General features: G+C 61.9%; 17 protein-coding genes. 6 read left to right on the forward strand and 11 right to left on the reverse strand.

The window, feature by feature from the left end:
• Nucleotides 1-4: 4 nt before the first annotated feature.
• Nucleotides 5-1,153, reverse strand: coding sequence for a hybrid-cluster NAD(P)-dependent oxidoreductase (locus GCT19_RS04640; protein WP_018436348.1), 1,149 nt, complete (start codon nt 1,151-1,153; stop codon nt 5-7).
• Nucleotides 1,154-1,160: 7 nt separating this feature from the next.
• Nucleotides 1,161-2,420 carry an aromatic ring-hydroxylating oxygenase subunit alpha gene (locus tag GCT19_RS04645; RefSeq protein ID WP_152851386.1) on the reverse strand — a complete coding sequence of 420 codons (1,260 nt, stop codon included), beginning with the start codon at nt 2,418-2,420 and terminating at the stop codon, nt 1,161-1,163.
• Between the two features lie 265 nt (nt 2,421-2,685).
• Here GCT19_RS04645 and GCT19_RS04650 point away from each other — a divergent pair, with 265 nt between their 5' ends.
• From GCT19_RS04650 to GCT19_RS04660, 3 genes are all read left to right on the forward strand, one after another.
• Nucleotides 2,686-3,612 (forward strand): LysR substrate-binding domain-containing protein, encoded by a 927-nt coding sequence (locus GCT19_RS04650; RefSeq protein ID WP_152851161.1) that lies wholly within the window; start codon nt 2,686-2,688, stop codon nt 3,610-3,612.
• Between the two features lie 312 nt (nt 3,613-3,924).
• The gene (locus tag GCT19_RS04655; RefSeq protein WP_152851162.1) at nt 3,925-4,854 is read left to right on the forward strand and encodes a DMT family transporter; all 930 of its coding nucleotides are present in this window, start codon (nt 3,925-3,927) and stop codon (nt 4,852-4,854) included.
• Between the two features lie 39 nt (nt 4,855-4,893).
• A complete protein-coding gene (locus tag GCT19_RS04660) occupies nt 4,894-5,484 on the forward strand; it encodes a dimethylsulfonioproprionate lyase family protein (RefSeq protein WP_152851163.1) in 591 nt (196 codons plus the stop codon).
• A gap of 97 nt (nt 5,485-5,581) precedes the next feature.
• On the opposite strand, the gene GCT19_RS04665 is transcribed toward GCT19_RS04660, so the two are convergent.
• Nucleotides 5,582-6,730, reverse strand: coding sequence for a branched-chain amino acid ABC transporter substrate-binding protein (locus tag GCT19_RS04665; protein ID WP_152851164.1), 1,149 nt, complete (start codon nt 6,728-6,730; stop codon nt 5,582-5,584).
• A 364-nt stretch (nt 6,731-7,094) separates the two neighbouring features.
• On the opposite strand from GCT19_RS04665, the gene GCT19_RS04670 reads away from it, so the two are divergent.
• Nucleotides 7,095-7,319 (forward strand): hypothetical protein, encoded by a 225-nt coding sequence (locus GCT19_RS04670; protein WP_152851165.1) that lies wholly within the window; start codon nt 7,095-7,097, stop codon nt 7,317-7,319.
• A gap of 90 nt (nt 7,320-7,409) precedes the next feature.
• Here GCT19_RS04670 and GCT19_RS42605 read toward each other — a convergent pair whose 3' ends face one another.
• The 3 genes from GCT19_RS42605 to GCT19_RS04680 form a co-directional block, all read right to left on the reverse strand.
• Nucleotides 7,410-7,574, reverse strand: a complete 165-nt coding sequence (locus GCT19_RS42605; protein ID WP_176134997.1) for a hypothetical protein — start codon at nt 7,572-7,574, stop codon at nt 7,410-7,412.
• Nucleotides 7,575-7,717: 143 nt separating this feature from the next.
• Complete coding sequence (locus GCT19_RS04675; RefSeq protein ID WP_152851166.1) at nt 7,718-8,404, reverse strand: hypothetical protein; 687 nt, start codon at nt 8,402-8,404, stop codon at nt 7,718-7,720.
• A 464-nt stretch (nt 8,405-8,868) separates the two neighbouring features.
• Nucleotides 8,869-9,666 carry a hypothetical protein gene (locus GCT19_RS04680; RefSeq protein WP_152851167.1) on the reverse strand — a complete coding sequence of 266 codons (798 nt, stop codon included), beginning with the start codon at nt 9,664-9,666 and terminating at the stop codon, nt 8,869-8,871.
• 362 nt (nt 9,667-10,028) lie between these two features.
• On the opposite strand from GCT19_RS04680, the gene GCT19_RS04685 reads away from it, so the two are divergent.
• Nucleotides 10,029-11,144 carry a transglutaminase domain-containing protein gene (locus GCT19_RS04685; RefSeq protein WP_152851168.1) on the forward strand — a complete coding sequence of 372 codons (1,116 nt, stop codon included), beginning with the start codon at nt 10,029-10,031 and terminating at the stop codon, nt 11,142-11,144.
• A gap of 68 nt (nt 11,145-11,212) precedes the next feature.
• Here the strand turns inward: GCT19_RS04685 and GCT19_RS04690 are convergent, their stop codons facing one another.
• Nucleotides 11,213-15,094 carry an AAA family ATPase gene (locus tag GCT19_RS04690; protein ID WP_227749179.1) on the reverse strand — a complete coding sequence of 1,294 codons (3,882 nt, stop codon included), beginning with the start codon at nt 15,092-15,094 and terminating at the stop codon, nt 11,213-11,215.
• Nucleotides 15,095-15,440: 346 nt separating this feature from the next.
• On the opposite strand from GCT19_RS04690, the gene GCT19_RS04695 reads away from it, so the two are divergent.
• Nucleotides 15,441-16,382 (forward strand): hypothetical protein, encoded by a 942-nt coding sequence (locus GCT19_RS04695; protein WP_152851170.1) that lies wholly within the window; start codon nt 15,441-15,443, stop codon nt 16,380-16,382.
• A gap of 75 nt (nt 16,383-16,457) precedes the next feature.
• Here GCT19_RS04695 and GCT19_RS04700 read toward each other — a convergent pair whose 3' ends face one another.
• From GCT19_RS04700 to GCT19_RS04715, 4 genes are all read right to left on the reverse strand, one after another.
• Nucleotides 16,458-17,612 carry a WD40/YVTN/BNR-like repeat-containing protein gene (locus GCT19_RS04700; RefSeq protein ID WP_152851171.1) on the reverse strand — a complete coding sequence of 385 codons (1,155 nt, stop codon included), beginning with the start codon at nt 17,610-17,612 and terminating at the stop codon, nt 16,458-16,460.
• A gap of 32 nt (nt 17,613-17,644) precedes the next feature.
• Nucleotides 17,645-17,914, reverse strand: a complete 270-nt coding sequence (locus GCT19_RS04705) for a MoaD/ThiS family protein (RefSeq protein ID WP_152851172.1) — start codon at nt 17,912-17,914, stop codon at nt 17,645-17,647.
• A 90-nt stretch (nt 17,915-18,004) separates the two neighbouring features.
• Nucleotides 18,005-18,922 (reverse strand): DMT family transporter, encoded by a 918-nt coding sequence (locus GCT19_RS04710; RefSeq protein WP_321576753.1) that lies wholly within the window; start codon nt 18,920-18,922, stop codon nt 18,005-18,007.
• Nucleotides 18,919-19,839, reverse strand: coding sequence for a bifunctional helix-turn-helix transcriptional regulator/GNAT family N-acetyltransferase (locus GCT19_RS04715; RefSeq protein ID WP_152851174.1), 921 nt, complete (start codon nt 19,837-19,839; stop codon nt 18,919-18,921). The genes GCT19_RS04710 and GCT19_RS04715 overlap by 4 nt, the downstream gene beginning before the upstream one ends.
• Nucleotides 19,840-19,917: the final 78 nt, after the last annotated feature.

Here is a 19,917-nt window from a genome sequence, read left to right on the forward strand (position 1 = left end):
AAGGCTACAGATCGAGAATCAGATCCGAAGTCGGTCGGCTGCAGCACATCAAGCGCATGCCCTTGTCAATTTCACGCGGGCGGATGCCTCCGTTGTGCTTCATGTCCACTGAGCCTTCGAGCACTTTCGTCTTGCAGGTCCCGCAGATGCCCTGGCTGCATGACGACGGCAAGGGCACACCGGCCTTGCGCGCGGCGACGAGCACGGTCTGGGACCCGTCCATCGTGAACGTGCGACCCGAGCGCGCGAGCTGCACCGTGTAGCCAATCCGTCCGCTCGGTTCTGCGCTGGGCTCCGCGCCCGGCCCTTGGGCGCACTCCACAGTTTCCGCGAAGTTGAAGCTTTCCTGATGATATCGGGAAGGGTCGTGCCCACCTTCTTCGAGCATTTTTCTGGAAGCGTCCATATAGCCGCCCGGGCCACAGATGAACACTTCACGATCGCGGTAGTCCGGCACATGCCGGTTCAATAGTTCAAGACTCAGACGCCCCACGGGGCCTGGCCAATCCGGCTCATTCCCGGGCGCCTCGCACACGTGCACGACCCGGAGCTTGTCCGAGAGCGCGCACAAGCACGCAAGCTCGTTGCGAAAGATGATGTCTTCCGGCGTCCGGGCGCTATGAATAAACACGATGTCGCGATTCAGGCCGAGGTCGAGCGCCGCCCGCGTCATCGACATCAATGGTGTCACGCCCGATCCCGCCGAAAGATAAAGACTCTTCGCAGCGGGGCCCGAAGAAGGTGTGAATACGCCCGAGGGCCCGAAGACTTTCAGTTCGACACCCTCCCTCATGTTCTCGTGCAGCCAGTTCGACACGACGCCACCCGCCGTGCGTTTGACCGTAATGGAAAGCGTATGGGGGCGTGTAGGCGGCGAAGAGATCGTGTAGCAACGGCTAATCTCCTTGCCAGCGATCTCGGCGGACACCGTAATGAACTGCCCCGGTTCAAAGCTGAAGAGCCGGCCATCCCGGGCGCTAAACACGAATGTCCGGACATCGTGCGTTTCAGCGGACACCCGCGTGCACGTGAGCGTGCGCTGTTCGTGACTCGGCCACTGCGTGTCCGCACGTTCCCACGTGCTCGCACTGCAAAAGCGATCAGGCATTTCCTGACCCGGCTCGATGAAACATGAATCCGCGGCTACGTTCATGGCGGCCTCAAACTCCGTGCGCTCTCAGCTTCGCGTCGTACCAGCGCGAAAACTGATCCAACGCTGCCTCTGTATAGTTCGAAAAAGGCCCCGGGATATAAGCCGGATCCTGTGTTCCTGCGTGCGCGTTCGCGACGAGTTCCGCGTCCTGGTTCGTCGTCGCGATCCAGACTTCGGTGAGCCGCTTCAGGTCATAGTCCACTCCTTCGACTGCGTCCGCGTGGACGAGCCAAACCGTGCGCACCAGCGTTTTGTCCGGCGCGAGCGGCAAAAGATAGGCGATCACTGCGTGGTCGCTCATCACGTGGGTCCACGAATGATGGCCCCACATGTGGACGTCACCCAGATCGCGCCGCTCGACCCCGCCGAGCAGTTTCGTGCATGCCACTTTGGTGTCCAGCGTCTGCGATTCGTTGGCCCCCGAGATGACGAGACGCTGGGTCCGGAAGTTGGTATCCACACCCTCGTCGACCGATTCGAACGTGGCGCAGACATAGCCGTCCTGTTCCCAGTTCTCCCGGCAAGCCGCGTTGCGTTTCAGGTACTCATCGTAGCTTTGCAGCGATTCTTCACTCTGGCCGTCCGGACAGAAGCCGAAGTCTTCTGCAAGGAACGAGTTGGTCAGCTCCGGATGGGTGCCCGCGCAGTGGTAGCACTCGCGGTTGTTTTCCACCACGAGCTTCCAGTTGCCGTTTTCGACGATCTCCATCTGATGGGCGATCTTCGTTCGCGCCAGATCGTACGGCGCGAAGCGAGGGGCCATCACGGTCTCGAGCTTCTCGAAGTCAGCGGGCGGATCGTCGGCGAGACAAACGAAAATATGCGCGCCCACCGTCTTCACATGGACTGGAATCAGACTGTGGCAGCTTGCGTCGAAGTCCTTGCCCATATGCGTCGAATGCCTGAGGCTACCGTCGAGATCATAGGTCCACTGATGGTAGGGGCACACGAGCATCCCGACGCTGGCCTTGCCAGCTTTCTTTATGATTCGCGAGCCGCGATGGCGACAAACGTTGCGAAAGGCACGCACGTTCTCGTCGTCGTCCCGCACGATCATAATCGATGCCTTGCCGATGTCGACCGTGTGCACGTCACCCGCTTCCGGTACATCGGCAGTCACGCCAACGACAATCCAGAGCCTGTGAAAGAACACCTCGACGTCCGTCTCGAAGACGTCCTGACGCCCAAACAACTCGCCGGGCATGCCGTGTCCCTTCCTGCGGCTTTCGATTAGTTCGCGATGCGTTTGAAGCTGAACTTCGGACATGATTGGCCTCGTGGTGAGAACGTCTCGCAGTGCTGGCGGCACTGATATGGCGTTGAGTATTGGACCGTCAAAACGCACCGTCAACGTCCTTTATAAGCCGGTTCACATTCCTTTAAATCATGTGAGAATGCATGTGGAACCGGACTGCCGAACCGGGCATCGAGGCTCTGCTCTCGAACCAGGCAAACCAGGGTTTGGGATGAGAAAGAGGCGGATCACCGCAGGCTCAGACTCACCGTTGTACCCGTCGACAGATGTGACTCGAATGAAAACCACCAAAGCAACGAAAGGCTATCGTCGGATCGTTCCGTCGCTTACGGCGCTTGTCGAGTTCGAAGCCGTGGCTCGGCTCGGGAGTTTCACCTATGCCGCGAATGAATTGGGCGTCACGCAGTCCGCGGTGAGTCGACAGGTCAGATTCCTCGAAGAGACGCTCGGCGTTCAGCTTTTTCACCGGCTGCACCGTTCGATTGATCTGACAAGCGAGGGCGAAGCGTTGTACATGGTCGTCGCCGAGTCCATGCAGAAAATCGCCGGCGTATTCGATCGTCTGGTTACGGGCACCGAATTGCGGGAACTGGTGCTGGTGTCGACGGCCGCCTTTTCGCAATTCCGGCTCCTGCCGCGGCTCGCGAAGCTAAAGAAGCTCGTCCCCCCTTTGCAACTGCGGCTGTCCACCGACATGTTCACCGCGGACCTTCGGCATGTCGAAGTCGATGTCGCTGTGCGCTATGGCGACGGCAACTGGCCGGACGGAACCTCGACTTTGCTGTTCGACGTGGAAGTCTTCCCTGTATGTTCCGCGGAGTTCCTTCGGGAATACGGCACGCCTCGCTCACTCGATGAACTGGCGAAGATGGCGCTCGTCGAGTCCGATGCTACGACCGAAGGTTGGATGGGCTGGAACGAATGGTTTCGCGCGGTCGGGTACCGGCCTGGGCGACTCAACAAGGTGCTGCGGTGCAGTCTCTACACCGATGCGATTCAAGCCGCGAGATATGGCCAGGGAATTGCGTTGGGGTGGAGCCGCCTGGTCGATGACCTGTTGCGCTCAGGAGAACTGATCCGGATGGATGTGGCGACGTTCCGGCCGAGCGACGCCTATTTCGTCGTGGTTCCCCATGGCCGGACCATCACGCCGGTCATTACGCAGCTTATCGAGTGGCTGCGGGAAGATCCGGCGCCCCGCTGACTTCTCGCGCAGCGCATCGTTTGTTGTCGCTCAGACCCACATACCACCCATCGTGAAGCCGTTGACGAAAGGAACGTCAGGATCGAGAACCGCTCGATACACGAATTACTAAAAGGAATGCCAGCATGAAAATAAAGCGCGTTGACGCGCTTTCGTCGCGCTTCAATACTCAGGGTGAAGACCAACCGGAGCACTAGCCGCCCCTGCTTTTGCTTTTTATAAGCGCAGTTGAGATTCACGCGGGCCGGATGACGCCCGGTACGCTGAGCGCGCGCTCTTCCTCGTGGCCACCAACCCTATTGGGATCGTACCTTGATACGGACCTATACCGCCTTCTTTCTCCTCGGACTCTTCTGGGGATCGAATTACATCTACATGAAATGGGCGGCTCCGTTGATCAGCCCAGCTCAGATATCGCTGTTGCGGGTATTCTTCGGCTTCGTCCCTCTCGCGATTCTCGCGAGACGCCGGGATGTACTGAGGCTGGACCAGGTGCGCTACCTGCATCACTTCCTGGTGATGGCTGCGCTCGCAACAGCCTTCTGCTACTTTTCGATGGCAAAGGGAACCGCCCTGCTTCCGTCGGGTATTGCCGGCGTGCTCGGAGGCTCGCCGGCCATCTTTACGTCGATTGCGTCGACGCTGTTTCTGCGCAACGAGAAGATGAACCGCTCGATGGTCTGCGGTGTCGCGTTGGGGATGGCGGGCATCACGCTGATTGCACGACCATGGTCTGCCCTCAGCAGCGACGATGCCATCAGTCTCGCGGGCGTCGCGTGGATGATCGCGGGCGCGATCGTTTTTGGTCTGTCGTATATCTACGTCCGGCGCTTTCTCTCTCCAATCAACCTAGCCCCATTGGTCATCGTGACATGGCAGATGGGCCTTGCATTGCTGATACTCTTTGTCTTGACCGACCTCCACGGTACGGGCCAGATACTGCAGGACTGGCGCGCCACGGCAGGCGTGGTGATCGGTTTGGGATTTTTGGGCACAGGCGCATCGTTCCTGCTTTACTACTTCATGCTGCAGGATCTGGGCGCCGTCGTCGCCTCTGGGGCGGTCTATATCACGCCCGTCATTGCGCTTCTGATAGGTTGGGCTGCGGGTGAGCAGATCGGTCAGCTCGAAATCGCGGCGATGTTTCTGATACTCGGCAGCCTCGCGATACTTGAGATCGGGCGACAGCGCACCGTTCAAAGCCAAGCGGTACCTGTTCCGAGCGCCGTGACTCTTGATTGATCAGCGCGATACCTGGGCAACAGACTCACGGAAACATCCATGTACCGGCGACCTGCCAACCTCGAGCTTTTCATCCGCATTGCCCGCGATCTGTTTCAGGCGGAGGCGCTGCCGGAAGCGGGCCGCCAGTTGGCCGTGAAGGTGTTCCAGCGTCTCGATCAACCATCCGACGATGGAAAGCGAAACAGCGAACGCTATCCCGCCTGTGATCTCCTCGCTTCGGCCCTTGCACCGCTTCTTAACGACACTTCCGATCTCGGTGACGCCGCACGCGCTATCAATGTGCTCGAACCTGCGATCGGTTGGCAGCGGCGGACTTCCGGACTGAATGGCAGCAAAGACTATGTCGAGAAGCACGTGAACGGCATGATTTGCGGCCCTGGCGGCATGGAGAGCCGCTACGATGTTCAGTTGGGTTTTTCATTGCTCGCTCCACACACCCGATACCCCGATCATCACCATCCGCCGGAAGAGGCTTACGTGCTGCTCACTGCTGGGGAATTCCGGCAACGTAACGGAGACTGGTTCGATCCGGGCATCGGCGGCGGCCTGCACAACACCCGCAACGGCGTGCACGCGATGCGCTCGGGAACAACTCCGCTCCTCGCGCTGTGGTGTCTGCTGGTATAAAGGCGCTTCGATGACGGTTACCGGCATCCGCCGAGTTGAACCCGTTATCGCTGCGCAACGACAAGAGTCTGTTGTTAGCTAACCGTCGTCCGGCAATTCAGTTGGCGCCGAGGGTTGTCACCGGCAGCCACTTGCCGCCTTTCACCTGATAGAGCGTCGACGTCGGGTGCTTCAGATCACCGTACGAATCGAATTCGATCTTTCCCGTGATGCCGTCGTACTGAATAGTTCGCAACGCAGGCGTAAATACCTCCGGTTTTGAGGAATTCGCCTGTTTCATCGCAGTGATAGCCAACCACGCGCAGTCATAGGCGAATGGCGCGTAAGTCAAGGTATCCGCGCCAAACCGCTTTTTGAATTTTTCCGCGAAGGCCTTGCCTTGGGGAAGAGACTCGACCGGCCGTCCGTACTCCCACGCCATTGCGCCCTCGGCTGCACTGCCAGCAACGCTGATGAAGATGCTGTCGGCGATGCCACCGCTCCCTACGAACTGCGTCCGCATGCCGAGTTGTTTCATTCGCCTGGTAAGAAGGGCCGCCTGGTTATCAAGGCCGGCAAAGTAAAGGAGGTCCGCGTTCGCGGCCTTGATATTCGTGAGCTGTGCGTTGAATTCAACGGCCTTGTCGTTGGTGTATTCCGACGCGACGATATGGCCGCCGGCCGCGATGACGGCCTTCTTGAATTCATCGGCGGCTCCCTGGCCAAATGCCGTGCGGTCGTCCATGACTGCAATGCGCTGCGCTTTGGTGACCGTTACCGCGTACCCTCCTGCATTGCCGGAGTTCTGTGCGTCGGTGGCGATAATACGGAAAACGTTCTTTAGCCCTTGTCGGGTTATGGCCGGGTTCGTCGCGGCAGGGTCTATCAACGGAATGCCGGCCTTGGCGAATATCGGCGACGAGGGCAACGCTACTCCGGAGTTGTAATAGCCCACCACGGCAACTACGCCATCATCGACGAGCTTCTGCGCGACTTGCACGCCAATGCGCGGATCGCCCTGATCGTCGACGGAGTCCAGCTCGAAGCGCACCTCCTGCCCGCCCAACTTCGTGTGCTGGGCGTTGGCTTCTTCGACGGCGAGGCGAACGCCATTCTCGATGTCCTTGCCGTTGGCGGCTGCGGCGCCGCTCAGCGGGGCTGATACGCCGATCTTCACGACCTGCTGTGCGAACGGTTGGCTGCTCGCGAGCAAAAAGGCGACGGCAGCCAGCCCAGCCGTAAAGCATTTTCTGGCGGCGTCGAGCATCTGTTCACTCCGGGACGTGCGAAAGGGCGCGCGAACTGCAGTTCCGAGGGCGCGCACGCTACTCAGTATTGTGCAACCTGGTTGAACGAATTCGGCAAACGCGCTTCGCTCTTCTTTCGTGAAGTTGCCGCGCGGCGCGCGGGCAACGTCGACACGCTGTCGAGCTGGGTTTCGGCGCATCGAGTACGACGTTCAGGGCGTCGGCGCATCTGGCCGAATCAGTTACCTACGCCGGAGCTCAACCCAGAATTCGGGAGGAAAATCGCCCTCGAATGTCCGCAGGTTTTCATCGACTTGCGCGAGACTCTCGGGCGACGCGGTACGCTGGAGTCCATCCCTGATCAGCAACATCAACATCACGAACGTGAACGCGAGCAACGTGTCGGGCACGGTGGCGTACTCGATGTCTGCGGGCTTCGTCGCCGGTTCGAACTCGTGCTTCCAGGCGCTCTTGATGCAGGGCTCCGAGGGGGTCGACTACAACGGTCCGCGTCCGGTGTTCGTGAGCAATGTGAGCGGCGTTACGCTGAGCAACGTGGTGATCGCGGGCACCACGTACAACACGTCGCTGACCGCACCGGCAACCTGATGCGAGGGCACATGGACGCGGGCAACCGCATGCAAACGGAAGTACGACTACCCCGCCTTGTACTTTGGCGCCTGGCGCAGTCGTCGGGTCCTATTGCCACTTCGCGTTCTTATGACGATTGCGACCGACTACGTCCCACTGCTTTCTCGCTTCTTTTTGCGCCGACTTGCTGTGATCATGCTGGTGTTCTCCGTCGGCTGATTGACCGACCTTGGCGCCCCGCTTTGCGAACCTGAACATTTCGGCGAATTTCATCTCGATCTCCTTGTGCGGTGACGACGCCGCAAATCCAGTGTACTCCGGCTGCCAGGCCAAAAATCGCGACTCGAACCAGCTTGCCTCCAAGGTCCTCAACGGTTTTGGCTGTTCCCGGGAAACACAATGATCAACGCGTCAATTCAAATAAGCGGTTTCGTTCTTATTGCCTCGATCGCTGTCGCGCCGGGGTGGGCATTTTTCTGAATCTCAGCGTTGCAGCGTCTGGCGTAGATGAATGTCAGATCCGAAGCGTCTCGATGCAGGACCTGGAAAGTACCCCAATCCTCGCTCGGTTCGCTGAGGCGGTCACATAACAGTTCGATAACTGCATTCGGAGCGGGCGCGCAGTTCATCTGCGGCTTATGCGACATCAGAAACGTCCGCATTGTCTCTGGTTGTTCCAGGTTGAGCGGAACGTGCCACGGCAGCCGGCCAGATGTTCCATCGAACTGCACGTACAAGACCGGCGGAGCCTTGAAGTGCACGTGGAACAGCCCATGCACATGGATCGCGAAACGCTCGAAATAGTCCTCCATGCGCGCCTGCAAGCTCGAGTGGGAATAAAGGAGGGTCGCGCTCGCGGTGGCTTCCAGACAAAAGGTGACAAACCTCGCCTCCCCTTCCTGGGAAACCACCCCAACCCCGTACTGCCCTATCACCTGAAACGGGGTCGCGCGAGGCGGGGTATAAAAGTATCGATCGACGTACGAGACGGGTTCCCCATCGTCATCATCATCGCGGAAGCTGCCCGCTCGAGAACTCGCCGAAGCTGGATTGTCGGGATTCAATTGAGTGGATCGATTGTCCCTATCGCTTTTGCTCGACATAGTGGTGCCTCCGCATCTGGTTCTGGGAGAAGCAGCATATGCGTCCAACCCGGCGGGCCCGGTCTTGCGTCCAGCTTGCGAAAATCACCCTTTCGGATCTTTACGTACCACGTCGTTATGGGGTCCGTGTGTCGTGCGCCTCCAGGCCTCGTCCGCCCTTTGCTGAGCCGATTTCACGGTATGTTCGATCCGGTGCTTGCTATTCGGCGCATGCGTAATTGCCGAAGTCAGACTGGAAAGTGTCCGTCGGACAGTCCTGGTGACCATAACTCGCTCCGCGTTCTTGTCCATATCCATATGTTAAGTCTAGGCCGTTACATGAACTGCGCGCTACTGTACGTTTGAACAGCACCTTGGCGAGTTCATGATGGATATCGTCTCGTTTCATCGGAGCAATGAGCCCCGGGCTAAGGCAGCTTTGATTTACAACTGCCCTGAACGAATCGCGCGATTCAGTCGGGGCTTCAGGACTCTGGCCTGGCGCTCCTACCTGCGGCGAAGCGGCGTTGTATCCCGACGAGCTGGTCGTCCGTGGTCGCTACCAGCCACAGGCGTGCGTGCTCCTCGATCTTTCGGTTGTGGTCCTTCAGCGGCCCCATCGAGGTCGCGGCCTTCCAGACCACCGGGCCAATCCGGCTGCTCCTGCCCGACGGCGCGCCCACCAGCAGGCAATAAGGTCCAAGAGGAAGCGATACGAACGGTACCGCTGGACTCCCTCGCACGCGCCAGTCGATGAAGGGCGTCTCGCTGATGAGCAGCGGCATGGCCAAGCCGTAAAGCACGCTGAAATCGTACAGCGCCAGTTGCTTGCGCATGCCCGCGTAGGCGCGTCGGATATCAGCGATGACTGCCGCGCGGATTTCATCCTCGAACATGGGCTCGTTCGCATAGCGCGCGAATGCCTCCCGGGCGTCCGACTGATATGCGCTGAACACGCCCAGCTCCACGCAGTCCTGAACCGCGCGGTGGATCTCCGCAACCGAGCCGGCCTCGTCTGGCTTGCCCAATTGCGCTGCCCGCAAGAACCGGGCAAGTCCCGCTTCCTGGATAGGAGGGCCATCCGCAGCCGTATCGTCTGCAGCGTCCGTATCGAGCGGCACGTAGACATACTTTTCGGCCGCAAAGCGCGATTTCTTACCTTCATCAAACTTGATCTCGCCATCGATGCAGTCCAGATAGCGAGTACCGATTCGTCCATGCTCCCAAACCCAATTCTTCAGGAGCGGGCGTAGTGGATGCAATGTGTCATGGTCAGCAGCCATTCAAGCCTCCCAATGCCTTCGGATAGTTGCGCGTGGTCGTCTGTTTCGTCGAGGTTCCCCATCAGCGATGGTAACGGAGACGCGGCCTGCGACTTCCATCCACTCAAAGTGTGCGGGCAACGCCAACAGGTATCGCATGTATGTTGGGCGACGGGCGTCACGGAGCGTTTGCGGCACCCGATCCGCAAAGCTCATTTCCTTTTTTAATCAATGGACTAGAGAAATATGACGAATTGGCACGTCGCGTGCAATGTTGGTTTTAAGCCAGCGTTGCCTTGCTCCGAATGGCGTACGACGCCATCGGAGGGACTTCGAAACACCGTCGCGCATCGGCGCCCGGTGTGGCTTTTTGGAGTCTACCTATGCCGCTCGCTCGACTGCTACTCTGCTTTCTCCAGTGCTCGCTCGCAGCCGCGGTGCTGTTGCCCGTCGTCGCCGGCGCCGCGAACCTGCCAGAGGCATCGCAACGCTATGCATCCGACACGCGCGACGCGGCTCCCAGCGATTCGGCGACGCCTCACGAGCTGAAAGCTGGCATCGAGCGCCTGCGCACCGGGACGTGGTGGGAAGCCAACCGCAAGATCCGCCCGGAACTCGCGCAAGTCGGCGACCTGATGTTCCTGCTGCCGCTTGCCGACAGGCAGCTCGAACCATCGTCGGATGCTATCGGCCGCGTGCAGCGCCTGCGCGAGGCGCTGCGCGGCCACCTGATGCGCGAACCCGCCGGCTGGACCCGCCTCGTTGCGCAGGTGCGGGCAGAGCGCGCGAAGGCCGGCGATGCGTCAGCCGTGCTGCTCGCTGACGCGCTCGTCAACGAGGTCCGCTACCGCGACGGAACCGACGGCAGCTACTACGCGCCGGCACGCTTCTTCGCCGAAAGCGGCGTGTGCAAGGACTTCGCCGTCGCCAAATACCTGCTGCTGCGCGACGCGGGTTTCGACATCGAGCGGCTGCGTCTCGTGTCGCTCGCGCCGCGCTACAACAACACGCCCGACGACTGGCACGTGATCCTCGTCGTGCGGATCGATGGCGCGAGCGAACCTCTGGCACTCGATTCACCGAGCGCGCCGGGCGCGAAGCGCGCCGCTGATTCCGCCAACGAAGCATCGGCTTCGAGCGGTCCGTCCGCGCTGCTGGGCGCGATCCTCGCCGGCCGCGAGCCGGCCGACGCGGTGCTGCGCGCGCCCGCCGGCCCGCTCGCCACGCCGCTCAGCCGGTCGGGCCAGGCGCGGCGGCCGCTGGCGACGGTGTTTAACGAACTGGGCAGCCGGTCGTTCGAACGCGCCGCGCCGGGCGCGCCGCGGCGCGCGTCGGCGGCCGGGCGAAGCGCGAATGCAAAGTATGTCGACGAAATGGGCGAGTCGTGGACAGTCGACGGCTCCGGCACGTTTCCGAAGTGGCGCGTCGCCGTTGACCAGGCAGACCTGCCGGCGAAACCCGGTCCGGCGGCAAGATTGATACGCGTGGCGGCACGCTGACTGATGTGCGCATCTCGCGCGCCCGACGCGAATCGACCAAAACGCACCGCCGCGCGACCGCACTGCTGCTATCGGTTCTCGAGTTCCGCGAGCAGGGCTCGCGCCGCACGCACGTCGGTCAGTCCGCTTCCTTCACTAATGGCCTCGCAGGCGGGCTGCAACACGGCGCAGGCATGATTGAAATCGCCCGTTGACGCCAACCCGCGGGCAAGGCTGGTTGCAGCACGAAGACCCGGAAAGCACGCGCCCTGCCTTTGTGCCACGGCGAGCGCTTCGCGGATCAACGCGAGCCCTTCTTCGGATCGCGCGGTTCGCTGGGCCGCGAGCAATTCGCCTTTGAGCTGCAGCATCTCGGAGAGCTGGAAACGGCCGCCATGCTCATCCACAGCCGCGAGCGCCCGGTCGATCGCGACGAGCCCCGCCTCACCCCTGCCGGCTCGGCCAAGCGCTTCGCCGAGCAGCGCGTTGAAGTACGGCAAGCCCATTTCCGCACCTGTCGCGCTGATTGCCGCAATGCCCTCACGCATCCGTTCGATGCCTTCGTCGAGGTCGCCGCATTGCGCCAATGTCCAGCCCAGTTGAAATGCCCCCTGCGACAGCAGCAACGGCAACGCGTATTCCTCGCACACCGCGATCTCACGTACCGCCCACTGCCGCGCCAATTCCGGCTCGCCACGCAGGATATGCGCGAAGCTGCGCGTCCAGTACGCGAGAGCCGTCGTCAGCGGATGATCGAGTTCGCGCGCGAGTTCGAGGGTCCGGTCGGAAATCGACAGCGACTTGTCCGGATAGCCGCGCAGGCACTGCACGAGCGCGGTGAAGCAGCGGCAGCAGACACCGGGATCATGCCCGGAGTACTTGAATGTCAGCGCATGGTCCCGTTCGCGCTCGTAGAGGGCAATCCCCTTTGCACAGTGGAATCCGGCCGCGGCGTATTCCCCCATGAAAAAGCTGTTGGTCCAGAACAGATGATGCGTTTCTATGCGCATTGCAGGGTCGTGCGAGTCCGCCGTTAGTGCGGCGCAGCGGTTGCCAAGTTCACGGGCGACTTCCGACTCGCCCCGGATCATCCGATATTGTCCTTCGCCTCGCAGAACCGTGAACAACTCGCTGTCGTCGGCTAGCTCCTCGCACAGCGAACGGGCCCGCGTATAGGCGTCGAGCACTTCTTTGGCAGCCCAGCCCTTCGCCGCCATCATCGTCACGCCCAGAACCTTTTGGTAATCGAGTTCATGCCTGAGCAGCGCCGGCGTGCGAGGTAAGGTCCGGATGATGTCGAGTCCCCGGTTCAGATACTCGACCGCCTGCTGATACGCGGATCGCTGCAGCGCCTTGCACGCCGAGCGGTACAGGTATTCGACAGCCTTCTCCCACAACTCGCCCGCCAGCGCGTGATGCGCGAGGCGCTCGACATGCTCATCGAGACGTTGCTCATGAAGCCGCTCGATCACCTCCACGAGTTGCACGTGCACCGCTCGCCGCCGCTCTTTGAGCACGCTTGCATAAGCGACGCGATGCGTAAGCGCATGCTTGAACGTGTACTGCTGGTGAGGCAGCAAGCGCGTCTGATAGAGGAATTCGGCCGCCTGCAACTCGCCCAGCAGATCGAGCAGCCGTTCGTGCTCGAGTTGAGCCACCGGCTGCAGAAGATCGACCGCAAACTCCTGGCCGATCACGGCTGCCGTCTGCAGCAAACCTTTTTGCTGCGCGGACAGTCGATCGATCCGCGATGCCAGGACGGCGTGCACGGTCGATGGGATCTCGAACGTGTCGACGGATCGAACCATCTGGTACGCACCTGTCTGACCGACCAGCGCACCGGCATCGACCAGAGCACGGACCGACTCTTCGAGAAAGAGTGGCGTGCGGCCCGTGCGCTCGATCAGCCGTCTGCGCAGAGCCAATACCCCGGCGTCGTCGCCGAGCAGCGAGCGCAGCAGCAGGTCCGCGCTTTCAGCGGCAAGACTGTCCACACGGATCTGCGAGAAATAGCTTTTGCCGAACCAGGCGTGCCGGTATTCCGGCCGATGAGTGACGAGCAGCAACACGCGCGCGGCGCCCATGCAATCGACGAGATGATCGAGCACTGCTTGCGTGCCATCGTCGTTCCAATGCAGATCCTCGACGACGACGACCAGCGGATGGCTCTCACTCGCACGGATGATGAGAGAAGCCACGGCTTCGAGGGTGCGCTTGCGCTTTTGCGGCGGACTTGCGATCTCCCACTGCGGATCGTCGGTCGGCAAGTCCAGCAGTGCAGCCAGCGGGGGACGCGTCACGGCGAGTTGCGGGTCGACTGCGCCGATGCCCTGACTCAGCCTGTCAGCCGCTTCAGCCAGCGTGTCGCGCTCGCCGATGCCGAACCACGTCCGCAGCAGATCGGCGATCGGAAGATAAATTGCGCTGTTGTCGTGCGAGCTCGTACCCGTTTCGAGTGTCGTCCATCCAGCCGCGCGTGCCGCGCTGACGAATTCGTGCACCAGACGGGACTTGCCCACCCCGGCTTCCCCGACGATCGCGCACACCTGGCCAGTGCCGTATGCGGCGCGCTCGAGCAGCCCCTGCAAAGTAGCCATTTCCGTGTCGCGCCCGACAAACCGCGAAAGGCCGCGTGCCGCGCGAGCGTCCCAACGAAGCCGCAGCCCAGACCTGGCGCGCAATATGAAGATCTCGACCGGCGGCGCCGGGCCTGGCAGCACTCGCGACCGACGATCCGCGAGTTCGATGAATCCTTCCGCGCACCGCACCGTGTCGGCGCTTACGCCGATCTCATCGACGCGCAGCACGGAATCGATCAGGTTCGCCAGTTGCGGTACGGCGCCTAGCGCGTCGTAGTGCTGCGCCCGGTCGCTGCCGATCGTTCGGACGATCGCGTCACCGGAATGAATGCCAATTCGCACGTCCAGGGGCCGTCCAACGACCGCCGGCATCGCTTCGCGCATCGCGAGCGCGGCGTAACAGGCCCGCACCGCGTGGTCCTCCTGGGAGACGGGCGCCCCGAACAGCGCCGTCACTCCATCGCTGCGAAGCTGCGTCGTGAGCCCGCCGAACCGGTGGACGGCGTCGACCATGGTCTTCAGCACGGCGTCGACCTGCTCCACACCAAGCTCAGGGTCGGTGTCGCCGATCGGCTCGCGCACGCGCGTGCAGAGCACGCTGACCTGTTTGCGCTCCGCCGGCGATAGCGCTGCATGGACGGCTTCATGCGCGTCGCGCGACGCTGCGCCAGGCTGCTCTGCTCGTACCCCAGCAATCAGCTCCGCCGCGGCGGGCACGCCATACCCATCCTGCTGAATTTCGGCGGCCAGACGTTGAGTCGCTTCCGTGGGCACGATGCCGAGTTCGGCATTGAGCACGCGCACGCATTCCTGATACTGACGCATCGCAGCATCCCGGCGCCCCGCTCTCGCATACAGCCTCATCAGTGCCGCATGCGCCCATTCCAGCAATGGGTCCAATGCCAGGATTCTGCTGGCCGTCGCTATCGCGTCACTGGATGCGCCGGATTGCTCATAAAGGCTGACGAGCTCGCCGAACACTTCCACTGCGCGCTCATGAAACCAGCGACGCTCAATCGCCATCCATTGTTCGAAGGGTTCTTCACGCAGGCCGAAGCCATCGAGCAGCGCGCCTCGATAGAGCGCGACAGCCTTTGCCAGTGAAGCGGCAGACCGCTCGCCCGAGAAGTGCGTGAATTGCAGCGCGTCGACGTCGACAAGGTGGGCGTCGAGCCAAATCGCGTCTGGCCCTGCCTTCAACAGCGGCGCGGCGTACGACAACATCCGGCGCAGGCTCGACAGCGTCTGCCGCAAGCTCGCTCTCGCCTGCTCTTCGGCGCTGCGTTCCCAGAACACGCTTGCCAGTTGCTCGCGTGAACGCAGCATGCCCGGCGACAAGGCGAGGTAAGCCAGGATCGCCTTGCTCTTGCGGGTCGGAAAGTCCAGCGGCATGCGCTCCCCAGCAAGGCGGATGTGCAAGCCCCCAAAGACTTCGATCGTGAGCCGGGTCATGACGTGCGGAAAAAGAAACGTTGCCCTACAAACAGTTTACTTCGCGGCGCACGACATTCACGCATCGCGGCCGGACTTTGCCCAGGCTTGTTTCCTCTTCATTCGATCTTTTTTTACGACGAATTTACGCGGCCCCGCGCGCTGTTCACGGATCGATGACGTCCCGCAACGATAGTTGGATCGTGACGATGCGCTTCGGCCACGATGGCTGACACACTCGAACGGACATCCCGGCGGGCATCGGCACTTTGAGTATCGATGAATCGCAATTGAAGGAGATGTTTCAATGGAACTCACCACTGCTATGAACCCGATCGACACCAGCCGCTACGCAAAATGTATCGCCGCATCGAAACGCGTCCGCTGGGACATCGACCGCGACGTGATTCGCGGCCGATCTTTCGATTTTTCGAAGAAATTCCTGCCGGACGCGCTGTCGAAGATCGATTCCCTCGACTTCCTCGGCCCCGACGAACAGCGCATGCTCAGTCAGATTCAGGGCCGCACGTATGCAAACATGTTCGGCCTCGTCGAACGCTTCATTGCGGCCAAGGTACTGGAGATGAGCGGTCCCTACCGCCTCGGCGACCAGGACGCACTCGAAGCGCTGGTCCGGTTCAGCGATGAAGAAATCAAGCATCAGGAACTGTTTCGCCGGATCGAACACATGTGCGCTGAAGGCATGCCCGCCGGCTACGCGTTCTTGCCGGAAGCCAACAGCGTCGCTTCGTTCGTGCTTTCGAAATCCACCTGGGCGGTGCTCGCGCTGACCTGTCACATCGAGCTTTTCGTGCTGGCGCACTATCGCGGCAGCATCGGCGACGACCCGAATTCATCGGAGCTGTGGAAGGACGTCTTTCTCTACCATTGGCGCGAGGAATCACAACACGCAATCCTCGACGAACTCGAATGGCAACGCGAAGACGCCCGACTTTCGCCTGAGGAGCGCGACAAGGCGGTCGACGAACTGATCGAACTGGTCGCTGCCGTCGATGGCATGCTGCAAACCCAGGCCCGCGCGGACGCCGACTACTTTGCAAGGATCTGCGGACGGCCTCTGCCGATGGCAGAAAAAGAGGCCGTGCATGCGGGTCTGCTCGGCGCGTACCGCTGGCAATACATCATTTCCGGCGTGCAGGAACCGCGCTTTAGTCATGCGCTCGGCAGCATGATTACCGCGAACCAGGTGTCGCGGATCGAAACTGCGATGGCGCCAATCATGAGTTAGCGCGCGCGACGGGCCGCTGCGGAAATTCGCGCGGTCCGTCAAATTGCACGCTCTCGATCTCCTGACGCAAATCCCTCATCCAAACCGAACACAATAAACAGGCGGCAAATGCGCTGAAATCAATTGCCAGCTTTCGCCGCCGTCGTCGGACGTCCAGAGCGAGCCGGTGGTCGACCCCATCGCGAGGCGCATGCCGGAGTCATCTACCGCGAGCCCGTGCCGGTAGACAAGGTCATACGCCGGGCTCCGCGGCAGCCCGTTCGAGAAACGCTCGAACGTGCGCCCGCCGTCGCGTGTGCGCGTGACAACGAATTGGCCGTCCACCGGAATGCGGCACGCGTCTTTCACGGCAGGCACGAACCACGCGGTGTCGGGGTCGCGCGGATGGACGGCAACCGCGAAGCCGAAACTCGATGGCTGCGCTTCGATCCGCTGCCAGTGGGCCGCACCGTCGATCGAGCGGAAGATGGCGCAGTGATGCTGAGTCCACAACGCATCGGGGTTTGCCGGGCATTGCACGACGCGGTGCGGGTCTTGCACGTTGGCGTCGCCGCGCCGCTCCGGCGGCATGTAGTCGGCCTCCATGCCCTCGGCACTCACGCGCCAGCTCGCGCCGCCGTCGTCGGTTTGCCAGACGCCGCCGCAAGACACGCCGATCGTCACGTGCCGGCTGTCGCGCGGATCGACCATCACCGAATGGATTCCCGCCGCGTCGTAGCCGCCACCGAACCATTCACGGCGCTCCGGGCGATCCCACAGCGCGCGGTTGAGCACCCACGTGTCGCCGCCATCGCCGGAACGGAAAAGCCCGCCTGGAATCGTGCCGGCCCACAAGACACCCGGCTCGTCCGGGCCGCCTGTTTCGAGCGACCAGATCTGCTGAAGCGTCCACGGAGTGGCCGGCCGGCTGGGCGCGGCATCGTTATCGCTGTCGGCGCCTGCGCTCGCGTGCGCGCCGTCTCCGGCATGCGTCTCGTCGGCGGGCTGCGGCGGGTAGACCGGAACAGCGCACTCTTCCCAATCCGCCATGCCTTCGCGCCGGCGATGCAGCTTCACGCCGAAGTGGCCGAGATTGAGCGCCGCATACAGCGAGCTGTCGCGCGGATCAGGCAGCACCATACTGACTGGCTCGCCGGCGAAATGCAGATCGCCGAAGTTCCAGCCGCCCTCACCATCGGCTCGGACATCGAACAGGCCCTTGCGGGTCGCGACAAGCAATCGATCGCTCATATCGAGTGACTCCTCGAGTACTGATGACCCTCTCACCCCCCCGACAGCGCCTGAACGACGTAAACCCGGCTTTGCTCGCCGAGCGCGTCGGACAGATGCTCACGGTCGTGCACCCGCCGGCCGTCGACGAACACCGCGAGATGCGGCCGCAGCGAGCCCTGATCGTCAAGAATGTAGCCGCGCAGTCGAGGTTGCGCGACAAATACGGCTTCGAGCGCTTCGCCGAGGGTGCGCGCGTCGATCTCGCGCTCGGGCGTTGCGACATGTCGCTGAATCGAAGCTGCGAAAAAGATGTGCGCCATGGCCGGAGAGAGTCGCGGGGATGACAGTGCCGTCGGTTCTGTAGTCTAGGCGATTCCCCGCATTCGGTTGAGTCGCGCAATGAACGCAATTCAACGCCTGGCTGCGCGCCCCGTGCCGCATCGTCCCGGCCAATGCGGAGCCTCGCTCAGCGCCAGCTTGAGACCCATGACGACGATCGCTATCGAAACGAGCAACGTCATCGAAGGCGGCCGCCGCGCGATGAACAGTTCGATGGCCGCCGCCGTAACCGGCCCGAGCGCCTGAAACGCGACGACGCGGCTCGCATCGATCCGCGCGAGCGCCCACAGCAGACAAAAATATCCGATGCCGCTCGATAAGCCGATCACGCCGACGTTCGCCCATTGCGATACCGTCAAGCCTGGCACGAGCGGCTGCGATGCGACAACGCACCATACGGCGAGAAAAACGACCGCGGCGGTCATTGCCAATGCGCTGGTGGGCAATGCCGGATAGCGTTGCACATAAGGCCGGTACATGATGCTGCACACCGCGCCGATCACCGTTGCGCCGAACAGGGCGGCGAATGCAGGGGCCGTGCTCGGATGCGCGCCGCCAGATGAAGCCGACGCAGCCAACAGCAACGCGATGCCGCAAACCGCAAGCGCGAGGCCGGCGAGCTTGGTCCAGCGAAAGACCTCGCGGCCAACCATGATCGCGAAAGTCATCGTAAGAAGCGGCATGGTCGAGAACACGAGCGCACAGATGGCGGCGGACAATGTTCGCAACGCTTCATTGATCAGCACGATCAGCAGCGCAAACTGAAAAACGCCAAGCACCGCGATCGCGAGGGCGTCTTTCAGCGTGAAGCGCGGGCGCGGGCCGCACAGCACCGGGACAGCGAGTACGACGGTGCCGATCAGATAGCGAAGAAAGGCGAGCGTTGGTGGCGATGCATGGCTCGACACCGCGCGCGTCGACACCATTGCCACGCCGACCAGCACACCGGTGATCGCGGCGGCCGACGACGCCTTGCCATCTGCCTTCACAAATCGAGCGCCCAGTTCTGACCGATCAGGTCTTGGCCGAAGCTGTGATGCGGCTGCTCCTCTACCAGCGTGAAACCCGCCCTTTCATAGATGCGGCGTGCGTCGGTGAGCACGCTGTTGGTCCACAGCACGAGTTTCCGGTAGCCGGCGTAGCGCGCGAAGCGGATGCACTCGTCGACGAGACGGTGGCCGATGCCGAGGCCACGTGCGCTTGCTTCGACGGCAAGCAGCCGCAGCTTCGCGGTCGCGTCGTCCTGCCGTACCACGAACACCGAGCCGACCGGCTTGCCGTCTTTCTCGGCGATCCAGCAGCGTTCGCGCTTCGGATCGAATTCGCGAACGAACTTCGCGACGATTTCTGCGACCAGCGCCTCGTACTCTGCGTTCCAGCCGAACTCCCGCGCGTACAGCACGGCTTGCCGATGCACGATCCAGCCCATGTCGCCCGGTTGCGGCTCGCGCAGAATGAAGCCCGGCTCCGGATCGCTCAGCAGCGTGCGAATTTGCTCCATCGCGTCGACCAGTTGCTGCTGGGCGGTCTGCGGCAGCCGCTCGAGCATCGCGATGACCTCCCGCTGCGACGCTTGATCGAGCGGCGCAAAGCTCGCGCGGCCGTGGTCCGTCAACTCGAGATGCGCGACGCGAGCGTCCGTCGCCGAGCGCGATTTGACGACGAGGCCCTTCTTTTCGAAGCCAGAGATCACGCGGCTCAGATAGCCAGCATTCAGGCCCAGTTCGCGGCACAGATCCGACGTCGTCAGATCAGCGCGGTGTGCAAGCTCATACAGGATGCGGACCTCGGTCAGTGAGAACTCGCTCTCGAGCAGATGCTCGTGCAGCACGCCGATCTGGCGCGTATAGAAACGGTTGAAGCTGCGAACTGTGTGCGCGCGCTGGTCGACGGTGAGATCTGACATGATTGCACCTGTATATTTGCCTTAGGCAAATTATTATATGCCTGAGGCAAATATGTCAACGCCCGAGCAACTGAGTGA

Origin of the sequence: Paraburkholderia atlantica (assembly GCF_009362785.1) — a bacterium.
Classification (GTDB): domain Bacteria; phylum Pseudomonadota; class Gammaproteobacteria; order Burkholderiales; family Burkholderiaceae; genus Paraburkholderia; species Paraburkholderia atlantica.